This window comes from Rhabdothermus arcticus (genome assembly GCF_055382915.1).
This window is the reverse complement of the sequence record NZ_AP043808.1, coordinates 1412026-1430875: the sequence shown is the minus strand read 5'-3', so window position 1 is coordinate 1430875 and position 18850 is coordinate 1412026. Positions and strand designations below refer to the sequence as shown.

The following is an 18850-nucleotide window of genomic DNA, read 5'->3' as shown; positions in this document are numbered from 1 at the left end:
GCACACGAGAAGGGAGGAAGGAAGATGATGAGGAAAGGACACAACACCAAGGGGTTCACGCTGGTCGAGCTTGCGATCGTGATCGTGGTGATCGGGATTCTGGCGGCGATTGCGGTTCCGCGCTTTCTGACGATGCAGGAGTCGGCGGGTAAGGCGGCGCTGGACGCCAACTTCGACGCCCTGCGCACCACGGTGGTGGCGATCAAGAGCCGCACCGGCAAGTATCCCAGCGCCAACGAGTTCGACGGGGGCTACGGGAAAGATCCGGTCTCCGGCAAGGTCTACTACTTCTTCAGCAGCCCGAACACCCGCTACTCCGACGCGCAGTACTCGAGCGGCTTGATCGAAAAGAACACCCGGAGCTTTAGGGGCGCGACCCAGATCGGCCGCAACGACCGCTGCCCGAGGGGGTACAAGACCTTCTACCTGGCCAACAAGTACCCGAACCCGGACGTCTACGGCAAGATCTGCTACAACCCCAACAACGGCGACTTGAAAAAGCAGTGGTAAACGGCAAGCACGGAGCGGGGGCGGCCTAGGCCGCCCCCTTCTTCGCCGTAGAATGGGAGCACGCCATGGCCGAGGTCCTCTGCACCGTCGAGCGCATCTACGTGCACACCCATACCCTCAGGGTGTTCGACACCGAACCCCTGCTCACCGAGGAGGGCCGGCCGGACTTTCCGCGCCTGATCCGCGAGGTCAAAAAGGCGCTGCGCAAGGCCCGGGCCCGCGGGCGGGTCTACCTCGCCCTGAGCCCGGAGCTGGTCCTCTTGCACAGCGTCGAGCTGCCGCTTTTCGAGGACTTTCCCCTCGACGAGGCGGTCCTCGCCGAGGCCCAGCGCAGCCAGCTCTGGGGGGAGGAGGAGCTGGTCGTCGACTACGACCTGATGGACCCGGGGGATCGGCGCCGTGCCCGGGTCCTCTTCGCTGCCTTGCCCCGGCAGGTGGCCCGGGAGATGGTGCGTAGGCTCGGAGCCAGGCGCATCGAGCCCTGGCCGCTCGTGCTCTGGCGGGTGGCCAAGGGGCGGTTTGGCGAGCTGAGGACGCTGGTGCTCGAGGTCGAGGCGCGGACGCTCGCCGCCTTCGAGGGGGAGCGCTGGGCGGGCTTTCGCCGGCTGGCCTCGTCGTTCGACGACCGGGAGGCGCTGGCCGAGGAGATCCTGCGCACCCTCATGCTCTTCGAGGTCCCGCCTCCGGTGGACGTGGCGCTGGTCTTCGGCCTGCCCGAGCCCCCGAAGCTCGCCGATCTCCCGGCGAACGAGGTCGTCTACGGGCTGCCGCTGGAGGAGCTCAAGCGCGCCGCCTGGGCCCGGCAGGCCCCGCTCCTCGACCTGCGGCCCCGGCCCGCGCGGCTCGGCCAGGGGATGCCCCGGGACCGCCAGCTGGCGCTGTTCTTGAGCGCGCTCATCCTGAGCGGGGGCTTTCTGGCCCACAGCTGGCTGGCCGCCGAGGGGCGACGCTGGGTCGAGCAGCGCACCCAGCTCGAGGCCACGGTGCAGGAGCTCGAGCAGGCCCTCCTCTCTCCGGAGGCCGAGCCCCTGCCCCAGGGCGTCGGGGCCTGGGTGCTGCGCCAGGTGGCGGAGCAAAGGCCCAAGGACCTCTGGCTCGAGCGGCTATCCGCGGGCACCGACGGCATCCAGCTCAGCGGCAAGGCCCTCAACCCCTACGCCCCGATCGACCTCGCCGAGCGCATCCAGGGGCGGCTCGGCGAGGTCAACCGGGAGGAGGGGCTTTACGTGTGGGAGATCGAGCGATGAAGCTGCCCCCGCGCCTCGGCGAGCTGCTGGTGCGCCTTGGCCACCTCACCCAGGTGCAGCTCGACGCCGCCCTCGAGGAACAGCGGCAGACCGGGGAGCCCCTGGGCCAGATCCTCCTCCGGCGGGGCTTCATCGACGAGGCCACCCTGGCCCAGGTCCTGGCGGACCAGCAGCGGGCGGAGCTGATCTCCCTGAAGGAGGTCGAGCCCGACCCGAGGGCGCTCTCCCTTCTGGACGCGCGCTACGCGCGGGAAAAGCGGGTCTTTCCCCTGCGCCTGGAGGGGCCGCGGCTGGTGGTGGCGATGGCCCGGCCCTCGGACCTCGGCCTGATCGACGAGCTGCGCTTTCTGACGGGCAAGGAGATCGTGCCCAAGCTGGCCCCGGATTCCGAGATCCTGGAGGCGATCCGCCGCTACTACCACGAAGAGATCCCCGAGGAGACCGGCGAGGGGCCGGCCGACGTCGTCGAGCAGGACCTGATGGAGGCCGCCTCCCCCAACGTGCGCCTGGCCGACGCGCTCCTTCGCGAGGCGATCGCCGCCCGGGCCTCGGACCTGCACCTGGAGCCGGAGGAGCACCACCTGCGGGTGCGCCTGCGGGTGGACGGGGTCCTGAACGAGGGACGGCTCTTGCCCAAGGACGCCGAGGGGCCCCTCGTCGCCCGCTACAAGATCCTCGCCGGGCTGGACATCGCCGAGCGCCGCCGCCCCCAGGACGGCCACTTTTCCTACTACTTCGAGGGGCGGCGCATCGAGGTGCGCATCGCGACCGTGGGCACCCTCTGGGGGGAGTCGGCGGTGATGCGCCTGATCTACCCCTCGGGCTCGTTGCGGGGGCTCGACCAGCTGGGGATCCTGCCGCCGGAGTACGAGCGGCTGACCCGGCTCTTGCGGCGGCCTTACGGTATCCTCTTCGTCACCGGGCCCACCGGATCGGGCAAGACCACCACGCTCTATGCCGCCTTGCGCCACATGTACACCCCCCAGAAGAACTTCATCACCGTCGAGGACCCGGTGGAGCTGCCGCTTGAGGGGATCAACCAGATCCCCATCCAGCCCAAGATCGGCCTGACCTTCGCCCGGGCCTTGAAGGCCATCCTGCGGCTGGACCCGGACGTGATCCTGGTCGGGGAGATCCGCGACGCGGAGACCCTGGAGACGGCCTTGCGCGCGGCGTTGACCGGCCACTTCGTCCTGGCCACGCTGCACACCAACGACGCGGTCTCCACGGTGAGCCGCCTGGTGGAGATGGGGGCCGAGCGCCACCTGGTCGCGAGCACCTTCGCCGGGGCGGTGGCCCAGCGCCTCGCCCGCCGGGTCTGCCCGCAGTGCGGCGAGTGGCAGCCCCTGACCGACGAGGAGGCCGCCTTCCTGGGCCCCCGGGCGGAGGAGATCCAAAAAGAGCGCCGGGGGCGCGGGTGCAACTACTGCCGGGGGAGCGGCTACGTGGGCCGGGTGGGGCTTTACGAGGTCTTCGCCCCCGACGCCAAGGTGATGCGCATGATCGCGATGGGGGACGACGAGCTGATGATCCGCGAGCACCTCAAGGAAACCGGGCACCGCGACCTGTCCGAGGTGGGGCTTGAGCTGGTCAAACGGGGCGAGACCACGGTGAGCGAGCTGATGCGCGTCCTGGGGCTGATCGAGGGCTAGCATGCGGTTCAGCTATCAGGCCACCGACGCCGAGGGGGAGCGCCTCTACCAGGGCTTCGTCGAGGCCAGGACCCCCGCCGAGGCCCGGGTCAAGCTCAGGGAGATGGGGCTTTTCCCCTTGAGCCTGAGCCCGGCCCGGACGGTTCGCCGCCGCCGCCCCAAGATCGGCGACCTGGTGCTCTTCGCCGAGCAGTTCGCCAGCCTGATCGAGGCCGGGGTGCCCCTCAACCAGGCGCTGACCACCCTCTCGATGCAGGCCACGGACCCGGTCCTGCGCCAGGCGTTGCGTGAGGTGCGGGCCCGGGTGGAGGCCGGGGCCTCGCTCGCCGAGGCGATGGGCCACTACCCCGAGGTCTTCCCCCCGCTGATGGTCCGGCTGGTCGCCGCCGGGGAGCTCGGCGGGTTCTTGGAGGTCGCGCTGCGCCGCGTCGCCGAGTACCTGGACGCGGCCTACACCCTGCAACAGGAAATCAAGAGCGCCTTGATGTACCCGGCCTTCGTGATCTTCGTGGTCGTCGCCGCGGTCATCGGGCTTTTGCTCTTCGTCGTGCCGGTCTTCGCCAAGATCTACGCCCTCGCTGGGAAGGCGCTGCCCCTGCCCACCCAGATCCTGCTGGGGATTTCCGGGTTCTTGCGGCAAAACGGGCTTTTGCTCTTGCTCGGGCTTTTGGGCCTGGGCTGGGCCGGGGTCAGCTACGCGCGCACCCCGGAGGGGGCGCGGGTCTTCGGGCGGTTCCTCCTGCGCCTGCCGGTGGTCGGGCCGCTGGTGCACAAGACCGAGGTCGCCCGCTTCGCCCGGACCCTGGCCGCGCTGTATGCCAGCGGGGTGAACGTGGTCGCGGCCCTCGAGGCCGCCCGCGACCTGATCGGCAACGCCTTCCTGCGGGACGCGGTGGACGGGGCCGTCGAGGACGTCACCAAGGGCCTCACCCTGGCCCAGGCGATGGCCAAGCGCGCGGACCTCTTCCTGCCCCTTTTGGTCCGGCTGGTCGGGGTGGGGGAGGAGTCGGGACGGCTGGAGACGATGGTCGACCAGGCGGCGAGCTACATCGAGCGCGAGGTCCGCTACGCGACCAAGCGCCTGGCCTCGATGATCGAGCCGGTGATGACCCTGATCGTGGGTATCCTGGTGCTGGGCATGGCGCTGGCGCTCTACCTGCCGCTCTTCGACCTGCCCCAGACCCTGCTGAGGAAATGACGATGACCGGCCGTCCCTGGACCCTTCCCCTGGTGCTCTTCGTCCTGGTGGCGGCCTGGCTCTTCAACGACTGGCGGGCGCTTTCGACGGCCAAGGCCGACGTGGCCGCGCTCCGGGACCGGGAGGCGGAGCTCGAGGCCCAGCTCGCCCCCGCCGAGGCCGCGGCTCCCCTGGACCCCGGCAAGTTGCCCGACGTCTACCGCGCGGTGCTCCGGCTGGTCGAGGTGGAAAAGCTCACCCTGATGGGGCTTTCCCCCGCCCAGGGAGGCGCCTTCGAGCTCCAGGTCAAGGGCGATTACAAAGGGGTTTACGGGCTCTTGACCCAGATTCCCAAGCTGGCCTTTCCCATCTGGATCCAGTCCTTCGAGCTCATCCCCGAGGACCAGGCCGCGACCCGGTTCGACCTGGTGATCTCGATCGGGGTGCGCCTCCAGCAGGAGGACGAGGAGTAGCCCTTGCCTTCGTCCGGTCGCGGCGTGTCATAATGTAAGCGCTTACAGCATGGGTGAGGCGACGATCTACGAGGTGGCGAAGCGGGCCGGTGTTTCGGTGGCCACGGTGTCCCGGGCGTTCAACGGGGGCCCGGTCGCCGAGGCCACCCGGGCACGCGTCCTGGCGGCGGCCAAGGCCCTCGGCTACCGGCCGCACCGCCTGGCCCAGGGGCTGGCCTCGGGCCGCTCCTGGGCGGTGGGGTTGGTCGTTCCCGACGCCGCGGGACCGCTTTACGGCCGCTTCGAACGCGGCCTGTCCGAGGTCCTCGCCGCCGAGGGCTACACCTACCTGGCCTCGGAGAGCCGCCGCGACCCCGAGCGCGAGCTGCAGGTCATCGAGGAGATGCTCGCCCGCAAGGTCGACGCCCTGGTCCTGGTGGGCACCGGGGCCACGCTGGAAGCGCTTACAAAGCGGCTCGGGCCGCTCCCCCCGGTGGTGCTGGTCGAGCGCGAGGGCCCGGACCACGCCCCCGGCCTGCGGGTGGACCACACCCGGGGCGCGATCGAGGCCACCCGCCACCTGATCCGGGCGGGACGGCGGCGGATCGCCCACCTCGCCGGCCCCCGGCGCGCCGGGCGCGAGCGCCGAGAGGGCTTCTCACAGGCCCTGAAGGCCGCGGGGCTGGTCCCGGAGGCGGTGCTTAGGGGCGACTTTTCCGAGGACAGCGGCTACGCCCTGGGCAAGCGCCTTTTGAGGGAGGGCCGCCCGGATGCCGTCTTCGCCGCCAACGATCGCATGGCCCTGGGCTTTTACCACGCCGCCTGGGAGCTGGGCGTGGCCATCCCCGAGGAGGTGAGCGTGGTGGGGTTCGACGACCTGCGCTTTGCCGCCCACCTCACCCCGCCCCTGACCACGATGCGCCAGCCGGCCGAGCAGCTCGGTCGGCGGGCGGGAAACGCGCTGCTGGCCCGGCTTGCCGGCCAGCGGCCCAGACGCTGGGTGCTCCCGTGCGAGCTCGTGGCTCGCGCGTCGGTGAAGCACGAAGGAGGGTTCGTATGAGAAGGATTTTGGCAGGGTTGTTGTTGGTGTTGGGATTCGCGCTGGCGCAGACGCTGACGCTTTGGACCACCGAGGAACAGCCGAAGCGGATGGAGATCCAGCGCCAGATCGCGAAGGCGTTCGAGGCCAAGACCGGGATCAAGGTCAACGTCGTTCCGGTCACCGAGAACCAGCTCGCCGAGCGCATCACCGCGGCCTTCGCCGCCGGCCAGCTGCCGGATCTGGTCTTCCACCCCGTCGACTACACGGTGGGCTGGGCGGACCAGGGCATCCTGGACACCGAGGCCGCGACCGAGGTCATCGAGAAGCTCGGAGAGAAGACCTTCTTCAAGGGGGCGCTCGAGCTCGCCAAGTACCAGGGCAACTACACCGCGGTCCCCACCGACGGCTGGACCCAGCTGCTGCTCTACCGCAAGGACCTCTTCAAGGCCCGCCACCTGGCCGAGCCCAAGACCTTCGCCGCCATCCTGGGGGCGATCGAGGCGCTCCACGACCCGCCCAACATGTACGGCTTCGTGGCCGCGACCGACCCCAGCCAGGTCTACTTCCAGCAGGTCTTCGAGCACATCGCCCTGGCCAACGGGGTGCGCCTGATCAAGGACGGCAAGGTCGCGCTCAACACCCCGGAGATGATCGACACCCTGAAGTTCTACAAGCGCCTGGCCGAGGCCAGCCCCCCGGGGAACCTCTACTGGAAGCAGTCCCGCGAGCTCTACATGGCGGGCAAGGCGGCCCAGATCATCTGGTCGCCGTTCATCCTCGATGAGCTCGCCGGGCTGCGGAACTCGGTGCCGGTGACCGCGTTCGACGACCCCACGACCGACGAGCTGGCCAAGCGCACTGGCTTCGTGGCGCGGCTGGTGGGCCCGAACAACCCCAAGGGCGCGTCCTACGCCCAGATCAGCTACATGGGCATCACCACCGACGCCGACACCGAGGCCGCGAAGCAGTTCGTCGAGTTCCTCATGACCGACGGCTACCTGGACTGGCTCTCGATGGCCCCGGAGGGCAAGTTCCCGGTGCGTAAGGGCACGATGGACGCGCCCAACAAGTTCATCGAGGGCTGGTCGAAGCTGCCCATCGGCGTGGATCGCAAGCGGCCGATCTCGGACATCTACCCGCCGGAGGTCGTGCAGAAGATCCTGGCCGGTCTCGAGGTCGCCGACCGCTGGGGCTTCAAGGCGGGCTACGGCGCGCTGGTGGCCAAGCTCTACGGTGAGAAGGTGATCCCCAAGATCGTCCGCCGCTACCTGGACGGCGAGCTCACCGCCGAAGCGGCCGCCGCGGAGATGCAGCGCGCGGTCGAGGCCCTGATGCGTTAGCCGCGTGGGGGGGCGCTTGCCCCCCACGCTTTCTTTTTTTGCTTTTTGGGGGCACGTGATGCGACGTGGGGGTTTAAAGGCGCGCGAGGCGAGGCTGGCGTTCTTCATGCTCTTTCCCACCTTCGCCATCGTGCTTTTGATCGTGATCTTTCCCGTCATCGCCGATGTTTGGATCGCGTTTAAGCCGGTCAAGCTGGGCGATCTGCGGGTGCCCAAACCGGTGGTCATCGAGCGGGTGAAGGCCCGCCCGAACGCGCCGGGGGACGCCCTCGTCGTCCGCTACCGGGTGCAAAACCGCACCAAGAACCCGATAACCAAGACCCGGTTTACCGACCCCCTGCCCCCAGGCCTGGTTCCCCTCGACCTGCCCCGGGCCTGCCGGATCGAGGACCGCGCCCTGGCCTGCGCCTTCGGCGGCCTGGCGCCGGGCGAGCGCGCCGAGTTCACCGTAACCTTTCGCGCCGAGGCGGCCTACTTCGCTGCCGGCCGGCCGGATCCGCGCAAGACCCGGCCCGAGGTCGAAAGCGAGGCCCCCAACCCGTTGATCGCCAAGCCCTTCGTCCTCGACAACTTCGTGCGCGTCTTCAAGGACCCGGAGTTCTGGCCGATGCTCGAGGTCACCCTGGCCTACACCCTCTTCGGCACCGGGCTCTCCATTCTGCTCGGCCTCTTCGCCGCCCAGCTGCTCGCGGTGCGCTTTTCGGGGCGCAACCTGCTGCGCGGTCTCTTCCTCTTTCCCTACGTGGCCCCGGTGATCGCGGTGGCCTTCGTCTGGGTCTTCCTCCTGGACCCCTTTTCCGGCACGCTGAACGCCCTCTTGCTCAAGTACGGCCTCGTCGATCAGCCGATCCCCTTCCTCTCCCAGCGGTTCTGGCCGGTCCATTTCTTCGGCCTTACCCTGAAGCTGCCGCTGGCGCTGACCATGGTCATCCTCTTCGAGGGCTGGCGCTACTTCCCCTTCGCCTTCCTCTTCATCCTGGCCCGTCTGCAGGCCATCCCGCGCGAGCTCTACGAGGCGGCGAAGGTCGACGGGGCGGGGATCTGGGCCACCTTCCGCTTCGTCACCCTGCCCCAGCTGGCGGGTATTTTGGCCACGCTCTTCTTGCTGCGCTTCATCTGGACCTTCAACAAGTTCGACGACATCTTCCTCCTCACCGGCGGGGCCGCGGGCACCGAGACGATCACCATCAAGGTCTACGACTACGCCTTCGCCCGCGCCGACCTGGGGCAGGGGGCGGCGCTCGCGGTGGTCCTCTTCTTCATCCTGGCGCTCTTTTTGACCGTCTACTTCCGCTACGCGCCGAAGGGGGAGGTCTAGGATGCGGGTTCTGATCGGGCTGGTCACCGGCGCCGTCGGGGCTCTGATGGCGGTGTTCGCCGCGGCCTTCTCGCTGGCGCTCTTCTTCGGGCTGGACAGCGCCCCGCACCTGGGCCGGGCGCTTCTGCTCGGCGCCCTCCTGGGCGGGCTGGCGCGCTTCGTGGCCGCCCGGCCCCGGCTTGGCGCCTACCTCGGCCTGGCCCTGCTCGGGGCGGTCCTGGCCCTGCCGCTCGACCTGGTCGGGCTCGGGCCGTTCTGGTCGGCGGCGCTCGGGGCCTTGAGCGGGGCCCTTGCGGTCTACGGCCTGCGCGAGCTGCCCCCGGAGACGAGCGAGGTCTACGAGGTGCTGGGGCTGCGCTTTCTGCGCGCGGTTGGCGTTCTGGTCTTCGTCTTCGCGGTGGTCTTTCCCTTCTGGGCGATGTTCGCGGCCTCGCTCAAGCCGCGGGCGGAGTTCCTGGCCAACCCCGCGAGCCTGGCCCTGCCCCTGGACAGGCCCCTTGGCCAGCTCCTCGAGGGCTACCGGGCGGTGCTCTTCGACTACAACTTCCTCCGCTACATCGCCAACACCGCCTACGTTTCGATCACCACGATGCTCTTGACCCTGGCCCTCTCGGTCCTCGGGGCGTACGCGGTGGCCCGGCTGGACTTCCCGGGGCGGTCCTGGATGGAGCGCGCGGTCCTCCTCACCTACATGTTCCCGGCGATCGTGCTGGCGATCCCCCTTTATGCGATCTTTACCCTCATCGGGTTGCGCAACACCCTCTCCGGGCTGATCATCGTCTACCTCGCGCAGACCCTCCCGGTCGCCCTCTACATGCTGCGCAGCTACTTCGAGACCATCCCCGCGAGCCTGGAGGAGGCGGGGTTGATCGACGGCTGCAGCCGCTTCGAGGTGATCTGGCGCATCACCCTGCCGCTCTCGCTGCCGGCGCTGGCCTCGGTCGGGCTCTACGTCTTCATGATCGCCTGGAACGAGTTCCTCTTCGCGTTCATGTTCCTCGACTCCCCGGAGATCTTCACCCTCTCCCGGGGGATGGTCGCCCTCAACAGCCAGGAGGTCCCCTACCAGTACCTGATGGCCGGGGCGGTGATCGTCACCGTGCCGGTGATGCTGCTCTTCTTCTGGTTCGAGCGCTACCTGGTCGGGGGGTTGACCGCGGGAGGGGTCAAGGGCTGATGCGGGTGCTGCTCGCCGGGGCCCGCTTTCAGGGCCTGGACGGGGTGAGCCTCGAGGCCGAGAAGGTCGCCGAAGGCCTCGAGGCGCTGGGCCACGAGGTCTTCTGGCTCGCCGGGGCGCTCGAGCCCTGGCACCGCGGCGCGGTCGTCGAGGCGATGGGGCTCTTCGACCCCGAGGCGCTGGCGCTCAAGGCCGAGGCCTTCTCCGGCGAGGGTCAGGACCCGGCCCTCGAGGCCCGGATCGAGGCCGCGGGGGCCCGGCTCTACCAAGCGATCGCGGCCGCGCTTTCGGGCCAGGCCTTCGACGCGATGGTGGTGGAGAACGCCTGGGCGATCCCGATGCAGCTGCCCCTGGCGGTGGCGCTGGTTCGCCTCTGGCGGGCGCGCGGCCTGGCGGCGCTCGCCCACAACCACGACTACTACTGGGAACGGCCGCGGTTTTTGAAGCACCGCATCCCCCGTGTGCTCGAGCGCTACTTCCCCCCGAGGGGCCCGGTGCAGCTTTCCATCAACCACCAAGCGGTGCGCGCGCTCTTGGCCCGGCGCGGGCTCAAGAGCCTCTACCTTCCGAACGTCATGCCCTTCGAGCGCCCCCTGCCTCCGCCCGACGCCTACGCGCGAAGCTTCCGCCGGGCCTTTGGGCTGGAGGGGAAGACCCTCCTCTTGCAGCCCACCCGGATCGTGCCCAGAAAGCGGATTGAGCGGAGCCTCGAGCTCGCCGCCTGGCTCCGGCGGCGGGGGTGGGACGCGGTCTTGGTGATCAGCCACCCCGGGGCCGACGAGGGCCAGGCCTACCCCGAGCGGATCCGCGCCCTGGCAGCGGCGCTCGGCGTCCCGCTCTACGAGATCGGCGCGCGGGTGGGCCCCCGCCGCGATCCCCGAAAGGGGATCTACGCGCTGATGGACGTCTACCAAAACGCCGACCTCGTCACCTATCCCAGCGCCTACGAGGGGTTCGGCAACGCGCTCTTGGAGGCGGTCTACGCCAAGAAGCCGCTCTGGGTGGGGCGGTACCCGGTGTATCTGGAGGAGATCAAGCCGCTTGGCTTTCGCTTCTTTGAGGTCGGAGACCCCTATGCGCGGATCGAGGCCGCGCTCGCCGATCCGGATCGGGTGCGGCCGGACCTCGAGCACAACCACCGCCTGGCCCAACGCCACTTCGGCTACCGCCGGTTGACCTCGGTGCTAAAGGAGGCCTTGCGTGAAGCCCGCCAAGGAACGCCTGATTGAGCACCTCAGCTTCGTCTACGGATCGCTCGGCGAGGACCTGGCCCGGGAGGCCCTGGCCCTTGCGATGCGGACCGCCCCCCGGCCCGGCCCCCTGGACCGGCTGGACCTCGGCGCCGGCGAGGGGCTCTTGATCGCCTACGGCGACCAGGTGACCCGCCCCGGCGAGCCCGCGCTGCGGGTCATGGAGCGCTTCCTCGGGCGCTTGCCAGAGGGGTTTGGCGTCCACCTCTTGCCCATCTATCCCTACTCCTCCGACGACGGCTTCGCGGTGATCGACTACTACGCCGTGCGCCCCGACCTCGGCGGCTGGGAGGACGTCCGGGCCCTCGCCCGGTCGCGGCGGTTGATGCTGGACGCGGTGATCAACCACGCCTCCGCCGAAAGCGTCTGGTTCCGGCGCTTTCTGCGCGGCGAGGCGGGGTGGGAGCGGGCTTTCCTCACCGATCAGGGCTGGGACACCTCGAGGGTGGTCCGGCCCCGCACCACCCCGCTCTTTACCGAGATCGCCGGCCGCCGGGTCTGGACGACCTTCGGCCCCGATCAGGTGGACCTCAACTACCGCGAGCCCCGGGTCTTCCTCGAGGTCTTGCGGCTGCTCCTTTTCTACGTCGAGCAGGGGGCGGACCTGATCCGCCTGGACGCGGTGGGGTTCCTCTGGAAGGCCCCGGGCCGGCCCTCGCTCCACGAGCCCGAGACCCACGCTCTGATCAAGGCCTTCCGCGCCGCGCTGGACCTGGTGGCCCCGGCGGTTAAGCTGGTCACCGAGACCAACGTGCCCCACGTGGAGAACGTCGCCTACTTCGGCGAGGGGGACGACGAGGCCCAGCTCGTCTACAACTTCGCCCTGCCGCCGCTGGTCCTCGACGCCTACGCGCGCATGGACGCGCGGCGGCTCTCGGCCTGGGCGGGCACCCTCGCGGCACCGGGCCCGCGCGCTGCCTTCTTGAACTTCCTCGCCTCCCACGACGGCATCGGCCTGCGCCCCGGCGAGGGGCTCATCCCGGAGGCGGACCTGGCGCGCCTGGTCGCCCGGGCCCGGGCGCACGGCGGCGAGGTCTCCTACCGCGCCACCCCGGAGGGCCCGCGCCCCTACGAGCTCAACCTGACCTGGTGGGACGCGCTGAACCCGCCGGGGGAGGACGAGGCCCTGGGGCTCCGGCGGCACCTCGGCAGCCACCTGATCATGCTCGCCCTCAGCGGCCTGCCCGCGGTCTACTTCCTCTCCTGGCTGGGGGCCCCGTCCTGGCGTGAGGGCTACCTCGAAAGCGGGCAAAAGCGCCGGCTCAACCGGCAGAAGTTCGGCGAGGCCGAGCTCGAGGCCCGCCTCGCCGACCCGAACCACCGCTTTGCCCGGGTGTTCTCCTCGATGCACGCACTCTTTTCCAGGGTGCGGCCGCAAGCCCTCGCCCCGCACCGGGTCCGCCAGCTCGACCCCCGGATCTTCGCCGCCGAGCGCGACGGCTACCGCGTCTACGTCAACGTCTCCGCCGATCCGATCCGCCTTCCCGAAACCGGAACCCCCCTCCTCGGCGAGGGTCCCACCCTCGGGCCCTACGGGTACGCGGTCTACGCCTGATGGGGCGTGCCCGGAAGGCCAGATCGTGTAGACTGGGGCAGGGCCGGAAAAGCCCGGCGGGGACCTTGAAAACCCGGGGTTTCGGTGAGGCAAATTGTGATATGGGGAGTATTCCTTTGTTGCGTGCGATGCGCATCGGCCAAGTCGCGATTCGCCACCCCCGAGAGGTGGTGGAATGGTTCCAGAAAACGCCCCTTTTGTCGCTTTTGGCCCTCTTTGCCCCGTCCTGGACGCGCGTAAAATGGCGAAGGGTTGCAACCGCGATCAGCCCTGTAAGGGTTTGAAACACGATCCTCGAGGCCTCGGGGTTCCGGGTCGCGACACTCAGGGGTTGCAACCGCGATCAGCCCTGTAAGGGTTTGAAACTTGAGGTACTTCGGATAGGTTTGCCGCAAGACCTTTCGGGTCGTTGCAACCGCGATCAGCCCTGTAAGGGTTTGAAACTCCAACCTGTGGTAGGGGCCAGGTGCAGGCCCCCAGCCGAGGTTGCAACCGCGATCAGCCCTGTAAGGGTTTGAAACTTCTTCAAGGCGGGCTCCATCATGTTGAGCGAAAAAGCAGTTGCAACCGCGATCAGCCCTGTAAGGGTTTGAAACCACTACATACAGGGTCGATCCCGCCGGGAAGCGGGTCTGGGGTTGCAACCGCGATCAGCCCTGTAAGGGTTTGAAACTCCAGCGGGCCCGGGAGGAGGCGCAAGGCCTCCCGGGGTTGCAACCGCGATCAGCCCTGTAAGGGTTTGAAACTTCATGGGGACACCCAACGCTTCTGCGATACCCGGGTGACCCACTGGTTGCAACCGCGATCAGCCCTGTAAGGGTTTGAAACACCGCGACCCGGAGGAAGCTTCCTCCGGGTCGTTTTTCGTGCGCTGGTTTTTGGCCTTACTCCTCGTCCTGCTCCAGCGCCCGGATTTCCTCGATGAAGCGCTCGACCGAGTCGAACTCCCGGTACACGCTGGCGAAGCGGATGTAGGCGACTGGGTCCAGCCGCTTCAAGAAGGCCATCGCCCGGCGGCCGATCTCCTCGGCGGTGATCTCCGGCGCGGTGACCTGGTCCTCGAAGGTGTAGGCGAACTTCTTCAGGTCCTCGTCGGCCACCGGGCGTTTCTCGCAGGCCAGCCTCAGCCCCCGCAAGAGCTTGTCTGGGTTGAAGGCTTCGCGCTTTCCCGAGCGCTTGACCACCATGAGGGGCTCGAGCTGGGGGCGCTCGTAGGTGGTGAAGCGCCGGCCGCAGGCGGCGCACTCGCGGCGGCGGCGGATCGCCAGGCCGCCGTCCACCGGCCGGGAGTCCACCACCCGGGTGTCGGCGTTGCCGCAGTAGGGGCACTTCATGGCAGGTCGGCGAGGAGGTCGTAGAGCTCCGGGGGGCTCGGGGGCTCGGGCAGGCGCACCGTGAGCACCTCGCCGTGCACGCCGTCGGAGACCATCGAGCCCAGCCCCACCACCGCCCGCACCAGGGGCAGGTCGTAGGCCTCCCCGGCGGGGTCGCGGCTGGGCACGACCCCGTTGACCCGCACCTCTTCGGGGAAGACCGCGCTCGCGCCCTCGATCAGGCCGCGCAGGGCGCCGCGCACCGAGGCCACGTGGGGCTCCTGGCGCTTCAAGGGAGGCAGGATTAGCACCACGAACCCGCCCCCGGCCAGGTACTTGAGGCCGTGCTGCAGGACGAAGAGGCTGGACTTCACGTCGTGCCCCATCAGCTCGTACCACTCGGTCTCGGAGAGCTCGGTGAAGGGGGTCTGGCTTTCGGCGCTGGTGAGGTGGACGATCCCGTCGACCGCGCCGAAGAACTCCTCGATCTTCTGGAAGGTCTGGACGACGTCCAGGGAGACCGAGAGGTCCCCCCGGATGGGGATCGCCTCCGCGCCCAGGGCCTCGACCTCGCTGGCCACCTCGGTGGCCCGCTCGGCGTCGGGGTCCACGACGACCACCGTGGCCCGGCTGCGCCCGTAAGCGTGGGCGATGAGGCGTCCGAACCCGCGCCCGGCCTGGGTGACGACGACGATGCGCTTTTCGAGGCCGAGGATGTCTTCTTGGTCCATCAGGGGCATTCTTGCACGCCGGGGGCGCTTTACAAAACCCCTGGCATTCGCTACATTAGGGGATGCCGGGTGACCGGCGTTGTGCGGGCCCGTAGCTCAGTTGGATAGAGCGGCTGACTACGGATCAGCAGGTCAGGGGTTCGAGTCCTCTCGGGCCCGCCACCCTAGCCCCCGTCCGATGGACGGGGCATTTTCTTTTAGACTTTGGCCGTGACGCTGCTTTGCGTGCTCGCCGCCTACCTGCTGGGTTCGCTGACCTTTGGGGTCATCCTGGGCTACCTTCTGCTCGGCGACGACATCCGGCGGCGGGACCTCCCCGGCGGCTCGGGGGCGTTTCGCCAGCTGGGGCCGGCCTGGGGGGTGGCGGTGGCCCTCTTGGACATCGCCAAGGGGGCGCTGGCCGCGGCGCTCGCGCTGCGCTGCCCGGAGGCCCTGCCCTGGATGGCGGGGGCGGTGGTCGCCGGCCACAACTGGCCGGTCTTCTTCGGGTTTCGCGGCGGTGGGGGTCTGGCCCCGGCGGTCGGGTTCTTCCTCGTGGTCGCGCCGGGGCTGACGCTGCGGGCGGTGGCCTTGGCGCTGCTGGTGGCCGGACTCTACGCCCCGTTCTGGCGCCGCCACCGGCACCTGCCCTATCCCATCCCTGTGGGCGGGGCCTTTGGCCTGGTCTACCTCGTCTGGGGGGCCTACGCAGCCGGTCCGGAGCGGTTTTGGGCGGCGCTGCTGGTGGCCCTGGCGATCGCCGCGCGGGCGCTTTGGATGCTTCTCCGCGGGCGATAGACTTGGGGCATGAAACTCCTGCGCTTCAATCAGGGGCGGTGGGGGGTGCTTGAGGGCCCCTACGTCTTCGTCACCGAGGGGCCCGGGGGCAAGCCCACCGGCGAGCGGTTGGCGCTGGCCTCGGTGGCGATCGAGCCTCCGGCGACGCCGACCAAGATCGTTGGCGTGGGGAAGAACTACGCGGCCCACGCCCGGGAGATGGGCTCCGAGCCTCCCGCCGAGCCGGGGCTCTTCCTGATCGCGCCGAACGCGCTCTCCGGGCCCGAGGCGCCGATCCCCTACCCGGCCTGGACCCAGGAGCTGCACTACGAGGGGGAGCTCGCGGTGGTGATCGGGCAGACGATGCGCCGCGTGGGCGCCGACTCCGCGCTCTATCACGTCCTTGGCTACACCGCGGCCAACGACGTCACCGCCCGCGACAAGCAGCGCACCGACCTGCAGTGGGTGCGGGCCAAGTCCGCCGACGGCTTCCTCCCGCTCGGCCCCTGGCTGGAGACCGAGCTCGATCCCCAGGACACCTGGGTGCGCACCTACGTCAACGGCAAGTTGCGTCAGGAGGGGCACACCGGGGACATGCTCTTCTCCGTCGCCGAGATCCTCGCCTACATCTCCGAGTTCATGACCCTCTACCCGGGGGACGTGGTGATCACCGGGACCCCCGAGGGGGTGGGGCCGCTCTCGCCGGGCGACGTCGTCGAGGTCTCGGTCGAGGGCGTGGGCACGTTGAAAAACCAAGTGGAGGCGGTGTGATGGTCCACGTTTTGGACACCGGATTCCAGGGCCAGAGGGGGGTGATCGCGGTCTTCGCGGTGCCCCACGAGGGAGGCGTGGCCCTCGTCGAGAGCGGGCCGGAGAGTACCTTCGAGGCCGTGGCCTCGGGGCTGAAGGCGCTCGGCTACGCGCCCGGAGACGTCACCGACGTGCTCCTCACCCACATCCACCTGGACCACGCCGGGGCAGCGTGGCGCTTCGCCGAGGCCGGGGCCCGGGTCCACGTCCACCCCCGGGGCTACGACCACCTCCTGGACCCGAGCCGGCTGATGGCCAGCGCAAAGCAGATCTACAAGGACAAGATGGACGCGCTCTGGGGCCGCATGGAGGCGATTCCTTCGTCCCAGCTCAAGGCCGTCGCCGACGGCGAGGCGGTGCGGGTGGGGGAGAAGGTCTTCGTCGCCCACGAAACCCTGGGCCACGCCAAGCACCACCACGCCTGGCAGCTCGAGGAGGTGCTCTTTACCGGCGACGTCGCCGGGGTGCGCCTGAGCGGTGGGCCGGTCCTCCCGCCCTGCCCGCCGCCGGACATCCAGGTGGAGGCCTGGCGGGCCTCGATCGCGCGCATCCGGGCCCTTGCGCCGGAGTGGCTCTACCTGACCCACTACGGGCCCTACGACGACGTCGAGGCCCACCTCGCCGACCTCGAGGCGCGCTTGCAGGATTGGGCGGACTGGGTGCTGGACCAGCTCCGGGCGGGGCTCGACACCGAGGCGATGGTGCCCCGTTTCGCCGAGAAGGTGGCCGCGGAGCTGGCCGCCACCGGGCTTTCCGAGGCGGCGATCCAGGCCTACGAGGCCGCGAACCCCAGCGCGTACTCGGTCTTCGGCCTGGTGCGCTACTGGCAAAAGCACCACCCGGAGGCGATCGGCGCTTGAGCACCGCGGTCTTCGACCTCGAGGGCACGCTGACCGCCGGCGAGACCTGGAAGGGCGTCGGCGAATACCTGAGGGCGCACGGAAAGGCCGCGGCCTACCGGCGCTTCTTCCTCGCCCACCTGCCGGGGGCGCTCCTGGCCAAGGCCCGCCTGATCCCCAAGCGCCCCTATCAGAACCGCTGGATGCGTGACCTGGCCCGCCTCTTCGCCGGCATGCCCGAGGCGGCCCTGGCGGAGATGGGGGCCTTCGTGGTGGAGGTCGAGCTCTGGCCCAAGCGAAAGGCCCCGGTCCTGGCCCGGCTCGAAGCGCACCTCGCGCGGGGGGACCGGGTGATCCTGGCCTCCGGCACCTACCAGCCGGTGCTCGCGGCCTTCGCCCGGCGGCTTGGGGTCGAGGCGCTGGGGACCCCCTTGGAGGTGGTGGCAGGCGTCGCCACCGGGCGGCTTGCGGGCCCGATGAACGTCGGGCGGGCCAAGGCCGAGCGGGTGCGCGCCCATCTGGGGGGCGCGCCGGACGTCGCCTACGGGGACACGCTCGCCGACCTGCCCCTGCTCGAGCTGGCCCGGCACCCGGTGGCGGTGGACCCCGAACCCGGGCTCATGCGCCGGGCCCGGCAGCGGGGGTGGGAGGTCTGCCTCAGCCGTCCAGCGGATCGGTGAACTTGTTCTCCTTGTCCCGGTAGAGGTGTTTGTCGGCGGTCGCCAGCGCCTCTTCGAGGCTCAGCGTGCTGGCGTCGATCCAGCCGAACGAGACCCAGGGAAAGCGGCGCTTGACCCGGCGCTCGAGCGCCTCTGGGGCCTTTAGGCCGAGGTGCAGCCCGATGAACTCGTCGCCCCCGATGCGGTAGAGGGCGTCGTTTTGCCGTAAGGCGTCGCGCAGCACCTGGGCGAAGCGCTGGATCAAGCGGTCGCCGGCCTGGTGCCCGTAGCGGTCGTTGACCCCCTTGAGGTCGTTGAGGTCCCAAAGGGAGAGCAGGAGGTTGGTGCCCTGCCGCCGGGCCAGGGCCTGCAGGCGGCGGTAGTCGTCCTCGAGCGCGCGGCGGTTTCTGAACCCCGTGAGGGGGTCGGTCAGGGCCTGGGTCAAGAGCTGCCGGTGCTTGTCGTCGAGGCGTTTGAGCAGCCGGTGGTAGCTGAAGCCGAGAAAGCCGGACATCGGCCAGAAGAAGAGGGCCACCGAGAGCATCTCCGGTCCCTTGAGCAGGGGAAAGCCCAGCGCGGCGGCGCTCAGGATCGAGGCGAAGAACCCCCAGATGCCGGCCATCGCGGTGATCGCGTAGATCGGGAAGAAGGCGAGGAAGACGAAGACCTGGGGGTGCAGCTCGACGGGGAGCTTGGTCTCGGTCTGGTAGGCGTAGAAGGCGAGGAGCACGATGACCCCGAAGGCATGCACCAGGCGCGGCCAATAGCGCCAGCGCCGGTTGGCGAGCAGGCAGGCCAGGGTCCAAACGAGGTAGAGGCCGTCGGCCAGCAGGTCGCCGGCGTGGACCAGGGGAAGCTGGCTGATGAGGGCGAGGACCAGGGCCAGGCCCGCCACTTCCCAGTAGTAGCGGTCCCAGTAGCCATCGATCGGACGCCCCCCCGGTTTCATACGCCCACTCCAATCTATGCTCTGGCCGGATCCATCCCCGGCCATTTGACCCTACCTCTGGACCGGACGGCCT

At 69.4% G+C, this 18850-nt stretch carries 18 protein-coding genes, 1 tRNA gene and 1 CRISPR repeat array; of the genes, 16 read left to right on the top strand and 3 right to left on the bottom strand.

Translation table 11 applies throughout. The annotated features are described in order from the left end of the window. Positions 1–27: 27 nt before the first annotated feature. The 11 genes from ACZ48Y_RS07475 to ACZ48Y_RS07425 all read left to right on the top strand — a co-directional run bounded on the left by ACZ48Y_RS07475 (position 28) and on the right by ACZ48Y_RS07425 (position 12720). Positions 28–510, top strand: a complete 483-nt coding sequence (locus ACZ48Y_RS07475) for a type II secretion system protein (RefSeq protein ID WP_464739977.1) — start codon at positions 28–30, stop codon at positions 508–510. Between the two features lie 65 nt (positions 511–575). Beyond that, on the top strand, positions 576–1757 hold the full coding sequence (locus ACZ48Y_RS07470; RefSeq protein ID WP_464739975.1) for a hypothetical protein: 1182 nt from the start codon (positions 576–578) through the stop codon (positions 1755–1757). Next, a complete protein-coding gene (locus ACZ48Y_RS07465; RefSeq protein ID WP_464739973.1) occupies positions 1754–3409 on the top strand; it encodes a GspE/PulE family protein in 1656 nt (551 codons plus the stop codon). Before ACZ48Y_RS07470 ends, ACZ48Y_RS07465 begins: the two co-directional genes overlap by 4 nt. A gap of 1 nt (position 3410) precedes the next feature. Further along, entirely contained in the window at positions 3411–4607 is a 1197-nt protein-coding gene (locus tag ACZ48Y_RS07460) for a type II secretion system F family protein (protein ID WP_464739971.1), read from the top strand. Between the two features lie 2 nt (positions 4608–4609). Further along, positions 4610–5059: a hypothetical protein gene (locus ACZ48Y_RS07455; RefSeq protein ID WP_464739969.1), complete on the top strand. Its 450-nt coding sequence runs from the start codon at positions 4610–4612 to the stop codon at positions 5057–5059. A gap of 49 nt (positions 5060–5108) precedes the next feature. Then, positions 5109–6098, top strand: a complete 990-nt coding sequence (locus tag ACZ48Y_RS07450; RefSeq protein ID WP_464739967.1) for a LacI family DNA-binding transcriptional regulator — start codon at positions 5109–5111, stop codon at positions 6096–6098. Further along, positions 6095–7420, top strand: a complete 1326-nt coding sequence (locus tag ACZ48Y_RS07445; RefSeq protein ID WP_464739965.1) for an ABC transporter substrate-binding protein — start codon at positions 6095–6097, stop codon at positions 7418–7420. Before ACZ48Y_RS07450 ends, ACZ48Y_RS07445 begins: the two co-directional genes overlap by 4 nt. A gap of 58 nt (positions 7421–7478) precedes the next feature. After that, a complete protein-coding gene (locus tag ACZ48Y_RS07440; protein ID WP_464739963.1) occupies positions 7479–8738 on the top strand; it encodes a carbohydrate ABC transporter permease in 1260 nt (419 codons plus the stop codon). 1 nt (position 8739) lies between these two features. Next, complete coding sequence (locus tag ACZ48Y_RS07435) at positions 8740–9915, top strand: carbohydrate ABC transporter permease (RefSeq protein ID WP_464739961.1); 1176 nt, start codon at positions 8740–8742, stop codon at positions 9913–9915. After that, positions 9915–11144: a glycosyltransferase family 4 protein gene (locus ACZ48Y_RS07430; protein ID WP_464739959.1), complete on the top strand. Its 1230-nt coding sequence runs from the start codon at positions 9915–9917 to the stop codon at positions 11142–11144. The genes ACZ48Y_RS07435 and ACZ48Y_RS07430 overlap by 1 nt, the downstream gene beginning before the upstream one ends. Further along, positions 11116–12720 carry an alpha-amylase family glycosyl hydrolase gene (locus tag ACZ48Y_RS07425; RefSeq protein WP_464739957.1) on the top strand — a complete coding sequence of 535 codons (1605 nt, stop codon included), beginning with the start codon at positions 11116–11118 and terminating at the stop codon, positions 12718–12720. Before ACZ48Y_RS07430 ends, ACZ48Y_RS07425 begins: the two co-directional genes overlap by 29 nt. A gap of 251 nt (positions 12721–12971) precedes the next feature. Beyond that, positions 12972–13548: direct repeats of the CRISPR family, unit length 36 nt; unit sequence GTTGCAACCGCGATCAGCCCTGTAAGGGTTTGAAAC. A gap of 56 nt (positions 13549–13604) precedes the next feature. Here ACZ48Y_RS07425 and nrdR read toward each other — a convergent pair. Then, positions 13605–14054, bottom strand: a complete 450-nt coding sequence (gene nrdR / locus ACZ48Y_RS07420; protein WP_464739955.1) for a transcriptional regulator NrdR — start codon at positions 14052–14054, stop codon at positions 13605–13607. Beyond that, entirely contained in the window at positions 14051–14773 is a 723-nt protein-coding gene (locus ACZ48Y_RS07415) for an SDR family NAD(P)-dependent oxidoreductase (RefSeq protein ID WP_464739952.1), read from the bottom strand. Before ACZ48Y_RS07415 ends, nrdR begins: the two co-directional genes overlap by 4 nt. Before the next feature lie 76 nt (positions 14774–14849). On the opposite strand from ACZ48Y_RS07415, the gene ACZ48Y_RS07410 reads away from it, so the two are divergent. From ACZ48Y_RS07410 to ACZ48Y_RS07390, 5 genes are all read left to right on the top strand, one after another. Continuing rightward, positions 14850–14926: transfer RNA gene (locus tag ACZ48Y_RS07410), tRNA-Arg, on the top strand. A 48-nt stretch (positions 14927–14974) separates the two neighbouring features. Then, complete coding sequence (locus ACZ48Y_RS07405) at positions 14975–15541, top strand: glycerol-3-phosphate acyltransferase (RefSeq protein ID WP_464739950.1); 567 nt, start codon at positions 14975–14977, stop codon at positions 15539–15541. A 9-nt stretch (positions 15542–15550) separates the two neighbouring features. Further along, entirely contained in the window at positions 15551–16291 is a 741-nt protein-coding gene (locus ACZ48Y_RS07400) for a fumarylacetoacetate hydrolase family protein (RefSeq protein ID WP_464739948.1), read from the top strand. Further along, positions 16291–17190, top strand: coding sequence for an MBL fold metallo-hydrolase (locus ACZ48Y_RS07395; protein ID WP_464739946.1), 900 nt, complete (start codon positions 16291–16293; stop codon positions 17188–17190). Before ACZ48Y_RS07400 ends, ACZ48Y_RS07395 begins: the two co-directional genes overlap by 1 nt. Next, entirely contained in the window at positions 17187–17849 is a 663-nt protein-coding gene (locus ACZ48Y_RS07390; protein WP_464739944.1) for an HAD family hydrolase, read from the top strand. The genes ACZ48Y_RS07395 and ACZ48Y_RS07390 overlap by 4 nt, the downstream gene beginning before the upstream one ends. Here ACZ48Y_RS07390 and ACZ48Y_RS07385 read toward each other — a convergent pair. Continuing rightward, positions 17827–18777 carry a GGDEF domain-containing protein gene (locus ACZ48Y_RS07385; RefSeq protein ID WP_464739942.1) on the bottom strand — a complete coding sequence of 317 codons (951 nt, stop codon included), beginning with the start codon at positions 18775–18777 and terminating at the stop codon, positions 17827–17829. The genes ACZ48Y_RS07390 and ACZ48Y_RS07385 overlap by 23 nt on opposite strands. Between the last annotated feature and the right edge of the window lie 73 nt (positions 18778–18850).

Coding starts and splice junctions, on each gene's coding strand:
- ACZ48Y_RS07475 (WP_464739977.1), top strand. CDS start 28: ATGAGGAAAGGACACAACACCAAGGGGTTCACGCTGGTCGAGCTTGCG.
- ACZ48Y_RS07470 (WP_464739975.1), top strand. CDS start 576: ATGGCCGAGGTCCTCTGCACCGTCGAGCGCATCTACGTGCACACCCAT.
- ACZ48Y_RS07465 (WP_464739973.1), top strand. CDS start 1,754: ATGAAGCTGCCCCCGCGCCTCGGCGAGCTGCTGGTGCGCCTTGGCCAC.
- ACZ48Y_RS07460 (WP_464739971.1), top strand. CDS start 3,411: ATGCGGTTCAGCTATCAGGCCACCGACGCCGAGGGGGAGCGCCTCTAC.
- ACZ48Y_RS07455 (WP_464739969.1), top strand. CDS start 4,610: ATGACCGGCCGTCCCTGGACCCTTCCCCTGGTGCTCTTCGTCCTGGTG.
- ACZ48Y_RS07450 (WP_464739967.1), top strand. CDS start 5,109: ATGGGTGAGGCGACGATCTACGAGGTGGCGAAGCGGGCCGGTGTTTCG.
- ACZ48Y_RS07445 (WP_464739965.1), top strand. CDS start 6,095: ATGAGAAGGATTTTGGCAGGGTTGTTGTTGGTGTTGGGATTCGCGCTG.
- ACZ48Y_RS07440 (WP_464739963.1), top strand. CDS start 7,479: ATGCGACGTGGGGGTTTAAAGGCGCGCGAGGCGAGGCTGGCGTTCTTC.
- ACZ48Y_RS07435 (WP_464739961.1), top strand. CDS start 8,740: ATGCGGGTTCTGATCGGGCTGGTCACCGGCGCCGTCGGGGCTCTGATG.
- ACZ48Y_RS07430 (WP_464739959.1), top strand. CDS start 9,915: ATGCGGGTGCTGCTCGCCGGGGCCCGCTTTCAGGGCCTGGACGGGGTG.
- nrdR (WP_464739955.1), bottom strand. CDS start 14,054: ATGAAGTGCCCCTACTGCGGCAACGCCGACACCCGGGTGGTGGACTCC.
- ACZ48Y_RS07415 (WP_464739952.1), bottom strand. CDS start 14,773: ATGCCCCTGATGGACCAAGAAGACATCCTCGGCCTCGAAAAGCGCATC.
- ACZ48Y_RS07400 (WP_464739948.1), top strand. CDS start 15,551: ATGAAACTCCTGCGCTTCAATCAGGGGCGGTGGGGGGTGCTTGAGGGC.
- ACZ48Y_RS07395 (WP_464739946.1), top strand. CDS start 16,291: ATGGTCCACGTTTTGGACACCGGATTCCAGGGCCAGAGGGGGGTGATC.
- ACZ48Y_RS07385 (WP_464739942.1), bottom strand. CDS start 18,777: ATGAAACCGGGGGGGCGTCCGATCGATGGCTACTGGGACCGCTACTAC.